The organism is Streptomyces sp. NPDC048415 (genome assembly GCF_040651675.1).
In the GTDB taxonomy this organism is placed as follows: domain Bacteria; phylum Actinomycetota; class Actinomycetes; order Streptomycetales; family Streptomycetaceae; genus Streptomyces.
In genome coordinates this window covers 57040-70381 of sequence record NZ_JBEZKJ010000003.1, presented here as the reverse complement: position 1 = coordinate 70381, position 13342 = coordinate 57040, and the positions used below count along the sequence as shown (strand labels likewise).

The window sequence follows — 13342 nt, the reverse complement described above, 5'->3', positions numbered from 1 at the left end:
GACGCCGTGCCGACGGCCCTGCTTCTACAATCGCGGGCACCGACCCCTCGCCCGAAGGAACCCGATGACCAGCGTCGAAGAACCGGCACGACCGAACGGGCGCATTCGTGACGCCGCCCGCACCAAGGCCGAGATTCTCGACGTGGCGACCCAGGAGTTCTCACGCGCCGGTTTCGCCGGCGCCCGGGTCGACGAGATCGCCGCCCGCACCCGGACCACCAAGCGGATGATCTACTACTACTTCGGCGGCAAGGAACAGCTGTTCACGGCCGTACTGGAGCGCGCGTACTCGGTGATCCGGCAGGCCGAACAGGAGCTGGACGTCGAGCATCTGGACCCGGTCGCGGCCATCCGCCGGCTCGCCGAGCTGACCTTCGACCACCATGAGGCGCACCCCGACTTCATCCGCCTGGTCAGCATCGAGAACATCCACGAGGCGGAGCACATCGCGGCGTCCGAGGAGCTGGGGACGATCGGCTCGCCCGCGCTCGACGTGATCCGCCGGATCCTGGCGACCGGCCAGGAGTCGGGTCTGTTCACGGCCGACGTCGACGCGGTGGACCTGCACGCCATGATCAGCGCGTTCTGCTTCTTCCGGGTCGCCAACCGGCACACCTTCGGCGCCCTGTTCGGCCGTGACCTGGTCGCCCCCGAGCAGCGGGCGCACTACCGCACCATGCTCGGCGACATGGTCATCGCCTATCTGACCGCGGACCGCGCGACGGACTGAGAAGCTCCTTGCCGGGGACCGGCCCGCGGACGCGAACGAGGTAGCCCGCGGACCTGAGCGGGGAAGATCCTTCGGCATGACCCCTTGACACCGGGGAAACGTGGGCGCAACATCCGTAGCCATCCGCTAGTAACTATCCAGTGGGTTAATTAACCGGGCGTAGAGTCGTCAGTAAGGACGCGCACCCGGCACGGCCGACCCGCCACCCCAGGGCCCCGGCACCTCTCCCCTCCCGCACTCCCGTCCCCGGAGTTCCCCCGAAGGAGCACGCCGTGTCAGTCCCCTCCACTCCGCTCGACGCGCCACCCGGCCAGCCCCGGAAGGCCGCCATGGCCGCATGGATCGGCAGCGCCCTGGAGTACTACGACTTCTTCATCTACGGCAGCGCCGCCGCCCTGATCTTCCCGAAGGTCTTCTTCGACGAGTCGGACCCGGCCACCGCGACCCTCCTGTCGCTCGCCACGTTCGGCGTCGCCTACGCCGCCCGCCCCGTCGGCGCGTTCTTCCTCGGGCACTTCGGCGACCGGGTCGGCCGCAAGAAGATCATGGTCTTCACGCTGCTCCTGATGGGCCTGTCGACGTTCCTCATCGGCTGTCTGCCGACCCGCGCGCAGGTCGGCGGCCTCGCCCCGGTCCTGCTGGTCCTGTGCCGCGTCCTGCAGGGCATCTCCGCGGCCGGCGAGCAGGCGAGCGCCAACTCGATGACGCTGGAACACGCGCCGCCCCACCGCCGGGGCTTCTTCACCAGCTTCACGCTGAGCGGTACTCAGGGCGGCCAGCTCCTCGCGACTCTTGTCTTCCTGCCGGTGGCCGCGCTGCCCGAGGACCAGTTGCTCTCCTGGGGCTGGCGCGTCCCGTTCTGGGCGAGCGTCGCGGTCGCCGTGGTCGGCTACGTCATCCGCCGCACGCTCCAGGAGACCCCTGCCTTCACCCAGCAGGCGGCGACCGAGGGGGTCGCCAAGCTGCCCCTCGCCGTGCTGTTCCGCGACCACTGGGCGGACGTCCTGCGGGTCGTGGCGGGCGCCCTCATCGCCTCCGTCAGCACCATCTTCACGGTGTGGGCGCTGGCGTACGGCACCAGCGACTCGATCGGGCTGTCCCGCTCGCAGATGCTGTGGGTGGGCGCACTGGCCAACCTCGTCGCGCTCGGCGCCATCCCCGCCTGGGCCACGCTCTCCGACCGCATCGGCCGCCGCCCGGTCTTTCTGATCGGCGCCGCGGGCAGTGCCGTCCTGATGTTCGCCTACCTGTGGGCCATCTCGACGGGGTCCTATCCCCTGGTCCTGCTCTTCGGCATCCTCGCCTTCGGTGTCGTCTACAGCGCAGCGAACGGTGTCTGGCCGTCCTTCTACGGCGAGATGTTCTCCACCCGCGTCCGGCTCTCCGGTATGGCGATCGGCACCCAGATCGGCTTCGCCGTCGCCGGGTTCGCCGTCACCTTCGCCGCGCAGATCGCGGGTCCCGGCGGCGGCGACTGGTCGTCCGTGGCGCTGTTCACCGCGGCCCTGTGCGTCCCGCCGGTCCTCGCCGCGCTCACCGCGCGTGAGACGCACACGGTGCCGACCGAGCGGCTGGGCGAGCGTGCCGCGGGGGAAGCCGCGCAGCGTGAGGCCGTGACGGCCTGACGCTCCCCCTCACGCTCCCAAGTCCCCGACGACACTGGGCTGTTCGGGGACTTGGACATGTTCACCCCCGCTGTACGGGGCGGCGGTCCTTTTCGCCCGCCTTGCCCCAAGAGTCACTGTTGACAGGTGACCTTTTCAGCAAGAGCATCGGCCGGAACGAGCAGATGAGAACGGTGCGGCTGTACGGCGACACGCGACTCTCCGGTCTTCCCGGCACCCGGCCCCGCGCCGCCCGAGAACCGCTCCGCGCACCCCGGCCGGGTTCAGGGGCGGCCGGTGTGCGCGGAGCACTCGTTGACTATCGCTGCCCGATCACCTGGGCGGGGCCCGGCCGTGAGCTGGGCCGACGGGCGCGGGGAGCGCGGGGAGCGCGACGGGCGCGGGGAGCCCGACGGGCGCGGGGAGCCCGACGGGCGCGAAGCCAGGGTCTGGCCGTGCGCACCGGGGCGGCGCTCCACCACGTACGCGTCAGTCCTGGGGACGACCGGCGTTGAGGCACCGCTCGCGCAACGTCCGCGGATGCGCGAGCTGATACGCGACCCGCTCCCTGTCGAGGGCTGCGACCGCCTCGTCGATCAGCGGCGGCGCCTCGGCCAACTCCCCTCCGGACCAGGCGAGGTTCGCGAGGCGGCATGGGTCTCCTTCTTCCGTACCGGCCGTGGTGATCGCGTCCCGCGCCCACGGTTTTCCGCACCGTCGCGTGGACGCAAAGGCGTGAAATGGCGGGCGCCTAGGGCGTGGCCGCTCGCGCGCCGTCCAGCAGGGGAGCGAGCTCGCGGGCCACGGCCGTCAGGGCGCGTACGTCCCTTTCGGTCCGCGCGACCAGGAGTGCCCCCTCCAGGACGCTGATCATGAGGGTCGCGAGCGGTTCGGCGCGCTCGGCCGGTACGCCCATGTCCGTGAGGGCCTCGGCCACCGCCCGGTTCCAGCGGGCGAACGCGGCGGCGGAAGCGGCCCTGGTGGACTCGGTGGACTCGGCGCAGTCCACGGTCGCCGCCGCGACGGGGCAGCCCGAGGTGAATCCGGCCGCCGTGAACTCGTCGGTCCACTGCCGCACCATCGCCGCGAACAGACCGCTGGGCGTCGGCTCGGACATCGCGGCGAGGAAGCGGGCGATCCGCTGGCCGGCGTAGCGACCGGCCCAGTCCACCGCCTCGTTGACCAACTGCTCCTTGCCGCCGGGGAAGTAGTGCTGGAGGGAGCCGCGCGGAGCCTTCGCGTGCTCGGCGACCTCCCGCATGCCGGTCGCGGTGACGCCGTCGCGCCGGATGAGCTGCGCGGCGCTGAAGACCATCCGCTCGCGCGGCCCCCGCTCGGAACCCGCCATCATCGACCTCCCGCCACGACTGACGTACGCACCCTACCCACTATGACAGCGTCATACAGATGGCTACTATGACGGCGGTCATAGGCGGCAACGGCGGTGGTCCCCCGGGCACGCGACCCCCGGGCGGGCACACCGGCCAGAGACGGCGGTGCGTCGTGTACGTGGGTTTCATCGGCCTCGGAGTCATGGGCGGCCCCATGGCACTCAACCTGGCCCGTGCCGGAATCCCGCTCGTCGTCTGGAACCGGACCGCCGCCCGGGCCGATCCGCTGCGTGCCGCCGGCGCCGAGGTGGCGCTGTGTCCCGCCGAGGTCTTCGAACGGTCCGGCGTGGTCTTCCTGATGCTGGCCGGCGGTCCCGCGATCGACGCGGCGCTGGCACGTGGCACCACCGACTTCGCCGGATACGCGGCCGGGCGCACCGTCGTCCACATGGGAACGACGTCCCCGGAGTACTCGCGCGCGCTGGAGGCCGACGTGCGCGCGGCGGGCGGGCGGTACGCCGAAGTCCCCGTCTCCGGTTCGCGCGTCCCGGCGGAGGCCGGACGGCTGGTGGCGATGCTCGCCGGGGATCCCGCGGCACTCGAGGACGTACGGCCGCTGCTCGGACCGATGTGTCACGAGACGTTCGACTGCGGACCGGTGCCGAACGCCCTGCTGATGAAGCTCTCGGTGAATCTGTTCCTGATCACCCTGGTCACCGGCCTGACGGAAGCCTTCCACTTCGCCGACCGGCAGGGCCTGGACCGCAAGTTGTTCCTGGACGTGCTCGACGCCGGCCCGATGGCCAGCGCCGTCTCCCGGATGAAGGCCCCGAAACTGCTGGACGGCGACTTCGCCGTGCAGGCCGCGGCACAAGACGTCCTGATGAACAACGAGTTGATCGCCGAAGCCGCCCGCAGCGCCGGCCTCGCGTCCCCCCTGCTGGACGTCTGTCACGCCCTCTTCAAGGAGACCGTGACGCTGGGACACGGCGGGACGGACATGGTGGCCGTACTGCGCGCGATCGAGGCGCGCACCGAGTCAGCTCCGGGGAATGCCGTAGACACGCTCCACGTGGAGCCGTAGGACGAGGCGGCGGTCGCGGACCATGGCGGCGCGGTAGTCGTCCCAGTCGGGATGCTCACCGACGACGTCCCGGTAGGCCCGGATGAGTTCCTCGACGGTCTCGTCGTGCGGGTCCCGGGCGACGGGCGTCAGCTCGGCCGTCCCCTCGGCGACCGTGTAGGCCCACCGATCCTCGCTGGTCACGTGGTACGAGGCCCGGGGATCCCGACGCAGATTGCGGGTCTTGGCGCGGTCGTCGGTGAGCGACACCCGGACGATCCGCTCGTCGGGGTAGTAGGCGTGTCTGACGTTCGACAGCTGGGGCCGCCCGTCCTTCTTGAGAGTGACGAGTACTCCGCCCTTGTACTCGGAGAGCAGCTTGAACAGTGCGTCCTGCGTCGCGTCCTGAGTCATGCCTGGATCAACTTCCGGAAAGACACTCCCATTCCCGGAGTAGACACTGTCTACGAGCGCTGGTAGACAGTGTCTATGAACGAATCGGAAACGGGGTTGCGGGCGCGGCTGATCGCGGCCGGTGTCCATCTGGTGAGCACGGAAGGAGCGCAGGCCCTGACCCTGCGGGAGATCGCGCGGCGCGCTGGTGTCTCCCACGGAGCCCCGCGCCGGTACTTCCCCACCCACCTCGAACTGCTGTCGGCCATCGCGCGCCGGGGCTTCGCCGACCTGGGCACCCGGGCCACGACCGCCATCGGGGCCGGCACGGCACGCCCTCGAGATCAGCTCAGGGCGCTGGCGCGGGTTTACCTGGATTTCGCGCTGACCGAGCGCGGCATGTATGAGCTGATGTTCCGTCATGATCTGCTGGAGAGCCGTCAGTTCGGGCTTCGCGAAACGAGCTTGCCGCTCTTCGGCCTGCTGGTGGATCTGGTCGGCCGGGCCTGCCCCGAGCCCGACGCCTCACTCACCGCGGGCGCCTTGTGGGCGAACCTGCACGGGATCGCCCAGCTGTGGGGCTGGGGAAGCCTCCAACTCGCCACGGGCGCCGACGACTTCGTACCTCTGTTGGATGCCGCGCTGGACGCGCACCTCGGGCCGGAGAAGCGGTGAACTCACTCGGCTCCGCGGCCCGTCGCCCGCTCACGCTCGCGAGCAGCGTCATCGGTGCCGTGATCGTCGCACTGGACGGCACCGTGCTCACCGTCGCGCAGCCCACGCTGCAACGCGATCTGCACGCCTCGTTCGCCCGGGTCCAGTGGACCAGCACCGGCTATCTCATCGCGGTGTCCGGCCTGTTGGTGTTCGCGGGGCGCCTCGGGGACCGGTACGGCCACCAACAGATCTTCGCCCTCGGCATCCTCGGCTTCGGCGCGACGTCCGCGGGGATCGGTCTGGCACCCGGCATCGGCTGGGTGATCGGGCTGCGTGTCACGCAGGGCGTCTTCGGGGCGCTGCTGCAACCGGCCACGCTCGGAATGCTGCGCGCCGCGTACCCTCCCGACCGGCTCGGGATGCCGATCGCGCTGCGGACGAGCGCCATCGGTCTCTCGGCCGCCGCCGGTCCGCTGGTCGGCGGGGCGCTGGTCACCCATCTGGGATGGCGCGCCGTCTTCTTCCTCAATGTGGTGCCCGCGCTCGTGATGGGGGTGCTCGCACTCGCCGTCCGGGGACCAGCGCAGGAAAGCTCCCCAGCCGGCGGGCTCGACGTGCCGGGCGCCTGTCTGCTCGCGTGTGCCCTGGTCGCGCTGGTGCGCACACTGGTCGGGATACCGGAGGCGGGCTGGACGGCGGCGACCGTGCTGGGGCCGGCCGTGGTCGCGGCGGCGGGAGTCGCGTTCGTACGGCATGAACGCCGCACGGCGAGTCCGCTGGTCCCGTCGGACGTTCTCGGCTCCGCCGTCGTCGGCGCGGCGCTCGGCATTCTGGTGACCGCGTCGGCGTCGATGCTCGGCACGCTGTTCGTCGGCAGCTATTTCCTGCAGGAAACCCTGGGCCTGGACCCTCTGGGGACCGGACTGAGGGCGCTGCCCGCCGCCGTGATGATGGTGGTGGGTGCGCCCGTCGCCGCCGTACTCCTGCGCAGGCTCGGCGCCCGCCGGACGACCGTGGCCGGGACCAGCGTCCTCACCCTCGGTGTCCTGCTGCTGTCCCGGCTCGACAAGGCGTCGGCGGCCCTGTCGATCGGTACCGGTTTCCTGTTCCTCGGCGCCGGCTTCGGGACCGTGATGGTCACCGCGACGGCGGTCGTCGTACGGCACACCTCGGCCCAGTCGGCAGGCGTGGCGGGCGGGCTCCAGCAGACGGCGATGAATGTCGGGCCCACCCTGGGGATCGCGGCGGCGGCCACTCTGATGAGCCTCACGACCGGGGTCACGATGGGCCCCCCGCTGACCGCGCTCGCGGCGCTGTCCGCGACCGGCGTGCTGCTTGCCCTGAGGCTTCCGGGGCAGACGGCCGTCATGACCCCAGAGCACGACCGGCCCCGGGACGCCTCGCCGACCCGTACGAGACGATGAAGACACGAGCCGCAGCCCGGAGGAGAGCCATGGGACATCTGCGACAGGAGACAGAGCCACGCGAGGCCGGCCTCGACGCCAAGGCGCTGGACCGCCTCGACCAGCACTTCGCGCACCTGGTCGACGACGGCCGGCTGCCCGGCTACCTGGTGGCCGTGTCCCGGCACGGCCGCGTCGCACACCTCACCACCTACGGATGGCGCGACCGCGAGGCCCGGCTCCCGGTGGAGACCGACACCTTGTGGCGGATCTACTCCATGACCAAGCCGGTCACGTCGGTCGCCGCGCTGATGCTCATCGAAGAGGGGCGCCTCCACCTCGACGACCCCGTCGCCGAATTCCTCCCGGCCTTCGCCGACCCACGGGTCTATGTCAGCGGATCCGGGCCGGACACCGAGACCCGCCCCGCCGAGCGGCCCATCCTGCTGCGGCACCTGATGACCCACACCGCGGGGCTGACCTTCGGCTTCTACTACTGCCACCCGGTCGACGCGCTCTACCGGGACGCCGGTCTGGAATCGTCGGTGCAGCCGGGCTCGACGCTGGCCGAGACCGTCGACGTGTACGCCGGACTTCCGCTCCAGTTCGAGCCGGGCACCCAGTGGAACTACTCGGTCGCGACCAATGTCCTCGGCCGTGTCATCGAGGTGGTGTCCGGCGAGGACCTCGATGTCTTCCTCGCCGAGCGCGTCTTCCGCCCGCTCGGGATGGAGGACGCCGGATTTCACGTCACCGACGAGCAGGCGGCCCGGCTCGCCGCGCTCTACGGCGAGAACGACGAGGGCCGGATCACCCCGATCGCCGGGCTGCCGCTGCACGGCCGCCCCCGGTTCCTGTCCGGCAGCGGCGGCATGGTGGCCACCGCTCACGACTACCACCGCTTCATGGAGATGCTCCGCCGCCGCGGCGAACTCGACGGAACCCGCCTGCTCCGCCCCGAGACCGTCGACCTGATGGCGACCAACCACCTGCCCGGCGACGCCGACCGCCGCACCTTCGGCAGCCCCGTCCACCAGGAACCCGGCAACGCGGGCCTGGGCTTCGGCCTCGGCGTCTCCGTCGTGGTCGACCCGGACATCACCCAATCCCCTGCCGTCCAGGGCGCCTTCGGCTGGAGCGGTGTGGCCACCACGACCTTCTGGGTCGACCCGCACCGCGATCTGACCGTGCAGTTCCTGAGCCAGCTTCGCCCTACGACGTCCCACTCGGTCTTCCCCGACCTCAAACGGCTGGTGCACGAGGCGGTGCTGGACTGAGCGCCGCGCACTCCGGCATCAGACGAGGTTGGCCTCCGGCCGCGGCGCGTCGGCGGCGAAGCGGTCGGCGCTCAGCGGTCCGACGTCGACGAAGGGGGCGCGGCCCAGGTACAGGTCGCGGACGACCTCGCCGACCGCCGGGCCCTGCAGGAAACCGTGGCCCGAGAAGCCGGTCGCGTACAGGAGGCGCGAGCACGAACTCGCCTCGCCGATCAGCGCGTTGTGGTCCGGCGTGATCTCGTACAGGCCGGCCCAGCCACCCGTCCTGCGCAGGTCGGTCAGGGCTGGGGCGCGCCGCTCCATCGCCGCGTACAGGCGCGGGATCCAGCGGTCGTGCGTCTCGGTGGAGAAGCCGGGCACTTCGTCGGGGTCGGACATGCCGAGGAGGAGCCCGGGGCCCTCGGTGTGGAAGTAGAGGCTGCTGCTGAAGTCGATGGTCATGGGGAGGTGGGGCGGCAGACCGGAGACGGGTTCGGTGACCGCGATCTGGCGGCGCAGCGGTTCCACCGGGAGGTCCACGCCGACCATCGCGCCGACGGCCCGGGACCAGGGACCCGCCGCGCAGACGACGGTGTCGGTGGCGATCCGGCCCCGGCCGGTGACCACGCCGGTGATCTCGTCCCCCCGTGTTTCGATGCCGGTGACCTCGCAGTGCCGCAGCACCCTCGCGCCGTGCCGGCGGGCTGCGGCCGCGTAGCCGTGGACCACGGATTCGGGTGTGCAGTGCCCGTCGTCGGGTGAGAAGGCTGCGGCGAGCAGCCCGTCGGTGGTGATCAGCGGGGACAGGCGGCGTGCCTCGGCCGGGTCGATGAGGCGGCTGGGCACTCCGTGCGCGTTCTGCAGCCGCACCCCGGCCTCGAACGCCGTGACCTCCTCGGGCGTGGAGAGGAGGAACAGGTAGCCGACCCGGTGCAGCCCGATGTCCTGGCCGAGTTCGTCGCCGAAACGGGCGAAGGCCTCCAGACTCCGCGCGCCGAGCTGGATGTTCAGCTCGTCGGAGAACTGCGCCCGAACCCCGCCCGCGGCCCGCGAGGTGGACCCGGAGGCGAGTTCGTCGCGCTCCACGAGCACCACGTCGCGCACCCCCGCACGGGCCAGGTGATAGGCGATGCTGGTGCCCATGACACCGCCGCCGATGACGACCACGCCCGCCGTCCTCATGAACGCGGCTCCCGCGCCCTGGCCGCGTCGATGACGGCCCAGGCCGCGGCGGCGTCCTGGATGCCGAGCCCGACGCTGTTGTAGAAGACGATGTCCTCGGGGCGCGTACGAGCCGTGTTGCGGCCGGTGAGAACGCCGCCGAGCGGGATCAGGTCCGCCCGGGCGAGCCGCCCTTCCCGCAGCGCGTCGACCACCGGCCCGGCGTGCTCGGCCGCCGTCCCGGGATCGTCGACGACCACCGCGGCGGCCCGTCGGACGACCTCCGCGTCGACCTCGCTGCGGGAGGGCTCGAAGGACCCGACGCTGACGACCGTGCAGCCCGGCGCCAGCCACGCGCCCCGTACGACGGGGGTGGGGCTGAGGGTGCAGGCGGCGACCATCGGCAGCCCGGCCACGGCTTCCTCGGCCGAGTCGACGGCCTTGACGGCGACACCGAGTTCGGCAGCCAGGCGCTGCGCCGCGTGGGCGCGCCGCCCCGGGTTGGGGCTCCACAGCCGTACGGCCCGCAGCTGCCGCACCCGGGCCACCGCCCGCGCGTGGGCGAGGGCCTGTGTGCCGGAGCCGAGCAGCCCGAGCTCGGCGCTGTCGGCGGCGGCCAGCGCGTCGAAGGCGACCGCGCTCGCCGCGGCGGTGCGCAGGGTCGTCACGGCGGTGCCGTCCATGACCGCGACGAGCTGCCCGGTGACCGGGTCGAGCGCGTTGATCACGGCGTGGACGGTCGGCAGTCCGGCCGCCGCGTTGCCCGGATTGACGCTGCCGACCTTGGCGACGGCTCCGGTGCGCGCCGACAGCCGCGCCAGGTACGCGAAGACGACGCTGTCGTCGAAGCGGCTGGGATGCATGATCTTCCCGGGCAGCTCGGCCGTGCCGTCACCGAGCGCGGTGAAGGCCGCGCGCTGCGAGGCGATCGCCGCGTCGGTCTCCAGCAGCCGCGTCACCTGCTCACGCGAGAGGAACAGCGGGCCGAGCTCGTCATGGGCGTCTTCCGTCATTCCTCAGTGATAACCGCCTTCGCCGATCCGCAAAAGATCGCCTTCGTCCACTCGTCGCCGTCCAGGTGCGGCAGATAGTGGTCGAGGCGCTCCCGCTTGGTCAGCAGATAGCTGAGGTTCTCCTCGCACGGCGGTATCAGCAGCGGCACCTGCTCGGCGACCTTGATGCCGTGGCGCAGCAGCGACTCCCGCTTGCGCGGGTTGTTCGACAGCAGGCGTACGGACCGTACGCCGAGGTCGTGCAGGATCTCGGCCGCCACCTGGTAGTCGCGGGCGTCCACCGGCAGGCCGAGGGCGAGGTTCGCCTCGACGGTGTCCAGGCCCTCCGCCTGCAGCTTCATGGCGCGCAGCTTGGCGAGCAGGCCGATCCCCCGGCCCTCGTGGCCGCGGAGGTAGACGAGGACGCCGCGCCCCTCGGCGACGATGGCGCGCAGCGCGGCGGTGAGCTGGGGGCCGCACTCGCAGTGCGTGGACCCGAAGGCGTCCCCGGTCAGGCACTCCGAATGCAGCCGGGTGAGCACGTCTCCGTCCCCGAGGGTGTCCAAGTCCCCATACACCAGGGCCATTTGTTCCTCGCCCCGATCGTGGTCGAGGTAGCCGACGGCGTGGAAATCGCCGTACACGGTGGGCAAGGGGGCAATCACGGCTCGTTCGACACCTGTGAGGTGGGCATTCTCGCCGAGTACGCCAACGCTATCTGTCATGATCTGGTTCCTAAGCAGAGTCGAAAGGGCCGTGAAAACATGAGTAGTTCGGGAACGCGCTCGACGGTATCCGGTCTGTTGCCGTCGGACACCACGGACGATGTACGAGAGCGGGGGGCCGGTGTCGCCCGTCAGATCGCCGTCCTTCCCGTCGGCAGCCTGGAACAGCACGGCGCCTTCCTGCCGCTGACGACCGACACGCTCGTCGCGTGCGCCATCGCGCGGGAGGTGGCCGCCGCCTATCCGGTCCATCTCCTTCCTCCGGTGACGATCTCCTGCTCGCACGAGCACGCGGCCTGGCCGGGGACCGTCAGCATCTCGTCCGTCACGCTCCACGCGGTGGTACGGGACATCGCCGACTCGCTGCGCCGCTCGGGCGTCGACACCCTGGTGCTGGTCAACGGACACGGCGGAAATTACGTACTGGGCAATGTCGTTCAGGAATCCGTCGGCAGCGGCAGCCGTATGGCGCTTTTCCCGGCCCCGGAGGACTGGGAAGCGGCGCGGGAACGGGCCGGTGTACAGACCTCGTTGCTCAGCGATATGCACGCGGGAGAAATCGAGACCTCCATTCTTCTGCACGTCCATCCGGAATGCGTCAAAGACGGTTACGAGACCTCCGATTTCCTCGCCGACGACCGGCGGCATCTGCTGACCCTCGGTATGTCGGCCTACACCGAGTCCGGTGTCATCGGCCGTCCCTCGTTGGCTTCGGCCGAGAAAGGAAAGGAACTCCTCGCCGGGCTGACCGATGCCTTCGGAGCGTATTTCTCGCTTCTGACGTCCAAGACGCTGCCTTCGGACGTGGACGGGCCTTCGGTGGTCGTTGATCGTCGGCATTGATCGCGCCCTCCCGCGCTCTCGTCCCGGGGGCGCCCGAGCGCCGCGCACCACCGGGCGACCAGGACAACGGCGCCGGGCAGGCTCGCCGCGAAGCTGAGCACTCCATAGACCACGGCGACGGTCAGGCCCATGCTCGCGCCGAGCCCGGCGGCGCCGAACGCCCAGGCGGTCACGCCCTCCCTGGGGCCCCAGCCGCCGATGTTCAGCGGCAGCCCCATGGCGAGCAGGGCCAGCAGGGCCAGCGGCAGCAACCGGGCGGCGGACGCGGTGCATCCGGCGACCCGGGCGGCAAGCAGGAACATGGCCAGATGGCCGGCGAGCACCATCACCGACGAGAGCAGCACGCCGGGCCAGCTGCCGCGGGCGAGCAGCGCGCCGCGGGCCTCGGCGAGCGCGGTGCGGACGGCTCCGTAGCGCGGGGCGCGGCCGGGCGTACGGCCCCTGCGCACGGCGCCGGCCGTCACCACCGTGCACACCGCCACGATGGCCAGGACCACCGCGCCCTGCCTGCTCTGCGCCAGCACCGGCGACGGCTGGGTGACCAGCACCGCCGCCCCGACGGCCACCAACACCGCCTGCCCGGCGGTGCGTTCGAGCACCACCGCGCGGACTCCGCGGCCGATGTCACCGGCGCTCTGCCCGTGCCGTACGGCCCGGTGCACATCGCCGAGAACGCCGCCGGGCAGCGCCGCGTTCAGGAACAGCGCACGGTAGTAATCCGCGACGGCCGACCCCAACGGCAGCCGAATCCGCAGGCCGCGCGCCACCAGAGACCAACGCCACGCGCTGAACACCGTGGTGAGCAGCCCGAGCCCGAGCCCCGCCAGCAGAGCCGTGGCGTCGACCCGCCGCAGTCCGTCCAGGAACACACCGGTTCCGAGCCGCCAGAGCAGCACCCCGAGGATGGCGACACCGGCGACCGTGCCGACATGGGTGCGGATCCGGGCCGCCGTGCTCCGGGGGCGGCCCGAAGCTGTCGTCCCACCGGGGGCGGGAACGGGGGCCGCCCCACTCCTCGCGCCGGCAGAAGCGGCAGTCGCGAAGTTCAGCACGGTATCCGCAGCCGCCTCACCCCGTACGGAATCCCCGCCCCGCACCCGCAGGGCAGCCGCGCCGGCGTGGGCACCCTTCCCGCGCGGCCGCGGCCCGCCCGCACGCGCGCCGTTCTTCCGGGTGCGGACGGC

12 protein-coding genes and 1 pseudogene are annotated in these 13342 nt (G+C 71.5%); 7 read left to right on the top strand and 6 right to left on the bottom strand.

The window, feature by feature from the left end:
- The first annotated feature begins 64 nt into the window (after positions 1–64).
- Together AB0D27_RS03455 and AB0D27_RS03450 are read left to right on the top strand one after the other, a co-directional pair.
- Entirely contained in the window at positions 65–730 is a 666-nt protein-coding gene (locus AB0D27_RS03455; protein WP_362501539.1) for a TetR/AcrR family transcriptional regulator, read from the top strand.
- 272 nt (positions 731–1002) lie between these two features.
- Positions 1003–2355 (top strand): MFS transporter, encoded by a 1353-nt coding sequence (locus AB0D27_RS03450; RefSeq protein ID WP_362501537.1) that lies wholly within the window; start codon positions 1003–1005, stop codon positions 2353–2355.
- A 730-nt stretch (positions 2356–3085) separates the two neighbouring features.
- Here the strand turns inward: AB0D27_RS03450 and AB0D27_RS03445 are convergent.
- A complete protein-coding gene (locus AB0D27_RS03445; protein WP_362501886.1) occupies positions 3086–3682 on the bottom strand; it encodes a TetR/AcrR family transcriptional regulator in 597 nt (198 codons plus the stop codon).
- 155 nt (positions 3683–3837) lie between these two features.
- Between AB0D27_RS03445 and AB0D27_RS03440 the strand changes: the two genes are divergently transcribed.
- Positions 3838–4749, top strand: coding sequence for an NAD(P)-dependent oxidoreductase (locus AB0D27_RS03440; protein ID WP_362501884.1), 912 nt, complete (start codon positions 3838–3840; stop codon positions 4747–4749).
- Here AB0D27_RS03440 and AB0D27_RS03435 read toward each other — a convergent pair.
- Positions 4705–5142, bottom strand: coding sequence for a PPOX class F420-dependent oxidoreductase (locus AB0D27_RS03435; protein ID WP_362501535.1), 438 nt, complete (start codon positions 5140–5142; stop codon positions 4705–4707). The genes AB0D27_RS03440 and AB0D27_RS03435 overlap by 45 nt on opposite strands.
- Before the next feature lie 75 nt (positions 5143–5217).
- On the opposite strand from AB0D27_RS03435, the gene AB0D27_RS03430 reads away from it, so the two are divergent.
- The 3 genes from AB0D27_RS03430 to AB0D27_RS03420 are packed head-to-tail and all read left to right on the top strand — an operon-like array spanning position 5218 to position 8458.
- Positions 5218–5796 carry a TetR/AcrR family transcriptional regulator gene (locus AB0D27_RS03430; protein ID WP_362501533.1) on the top strand — a complete coding sequence of 193 codons (579 nt, stop codon included), beginning with the start codon at positions 5218–5220 and terminating at the stop codon, positions 5794–5796.
- Complete coding sequence (locus AB0D27_RS03425) at positions 5793–7202, top strand: MFS transporter (protein WP_362501531.1); 1410 nt, start codon at positions 5793–5795, stop codon at positions 7200–7202. The genes AB0D27_RS03430 and AB0D27_RS03425 overlap by 4 nt, the downstream gene beginning before the upstream one ends.
- Before the next feature lie 29 nt (positions 7203–7231).
- Positions 7232–8458, top strand: a complete 1227-nt coding sequence (locus tag AB0D27_RS03420; protein WP_362501529.1) for a serine hydrolase domain-containing protein — start codon at positions 7232–7234, stop codon at positions 8456–8458.
- Between the two features lie 18 nt (positions 8459–8476).
- Here the strand turns inward: AB0D27_RS03420 and AB0D27_RS03415 are convergent, their stop codons facing one another.
- From AB0D27_RS03415 to ribA, 3 genes are read right to left on the bottom strand one after another with little or no spacing between them, the layout of a single operon-like run.
- The gene (locus tag AB0D27_RS03415) at positions 8477–9619 is read right to left on the bottom strand and encodes an FAD-binding oxidoreductase (protein ID WP_362501527.1); all 1143 of its coding nucleotides are present in this window, start codon (positions 9617–9619) and stop codon (positions 8477–8479) included.
- On the bottom strand, positions 9616–10611 hold the full coding sequence (locus AB0D27_RS03410) for an ornithine cyclodeaminase family protein (RefSeq protein WP_362501525.1): 996 nt from the start codon (positions 10609–10611) through the stop codon (positions 9616–9618). Before AB0D27_RS03410 ends, AB0D27_RS03415 begins: the two co-directional genes overlap by 4 nt.
- Positions 10608–11315, bottom strand: coding sequence for a GTP cyclohydrolase II (gene ribA, locus AB0D27_RS03405; RefSeq protein ID WP_362501523.1), 708 nt, complete (start codon positions 11313–11315; stop codon positions 10608–10610). The genes AB0D27_RS03410 and ribA overlap by 4 nt, the downstream gene beginning before the upstream one ends.
- 39 nt (positions 11316–11354) lie before the next feature.
- Here ribA and AB0D27_RS03400 point away from each other — a divergent pair, with 39 nt between their 5' ends.
- Positions 11355–12158: a creatininase family protein gene (locus tag AB0D27_RS03400; RefSeq protein WP_362501882.1), complete on the top strand. Its 804-nt coding sequence runs from the start codon at positions 11355–11357 to the stop codon at positions 12156–12158.
- A gap of 137 nt (positions 12159–12295) precedes the next feature.
- Here the strand turns inward: AB0D27_RS03400 and AB0D27_RS03395 are convergent.
- A pseudogene (locus tag AB0D27_RS03395) lies at positions 12296–13027 on the bottom strand (lysylphosphatidylglycerol synthase domain-containing protein); the annotation flags it as partial.
- Positions 13028–13342 lie beyond the last annotated feature (315 nt).

Coding starts and splice junctions, on each gene's coding strand:
- AB0D27_RS03455 (WP_362501539.1), top strand. CDS start 65: ATGACCAGCGTCGAAGAACCGGCACGACCGAACGGGCGCATTCGTGAC.
- AB0D27_RS03445 (WP_362501886.1), bottom strand. CDS start 3,682: ATGGCGGGTTCCGAGCGGGGGCCGCGCGAGCGGATGGTCTTCAGCGCC.
- AB0D27_RS03435 (WP_362501535.1), bottom strand. CDS start 5,142: ATGACTCAGGACGCGACGCAGGACGCACTGTTCAAGCTGCTCTCCGAG.
- AB0D27_RS03430 (WP_362501533.1), top strand. CDS start 5,218: ATGAACGAATCGGAAACGGGGTTGCGGGCGCGGCTGATCGCGGCCGGT.
- AB0D27_RS03420 (WP_362501529.1), top strand. CDS start 7,232: ATGGGACATCTGCGACAGGAGACAGAGCCACGCGAGGCCGGCCTCGAC.
- AB0D27_RS03415 (WP_362501527.1), bottom strand. CDS start 9,619: ATGAGGACGGCGGGCGTGGTCGTCATCGGCGGCGGTGTCATGGGCACC.
- AB0D27_RS03410 (WP_362501525.1), bottom strand. CDS start 10,611: ATGACGGAAGACGCCCATGACGAGCTCGGCCCGCTGTTCCTCTCGCGT.
- ribA (WP_362501523.1), bottom strand. CDS start 11,315: ATGACAGATAGCGTTGGCGTACTCGGCGAGAATGCCCACCTCACAGGT.
- AB0D27_RS03400 (WP_362501882.1), top strand. CDS start 11,355: ATGAGTAGTTCGGGAACGCGCTCGACGGTATCCGGTCTGTTGCCGTCG.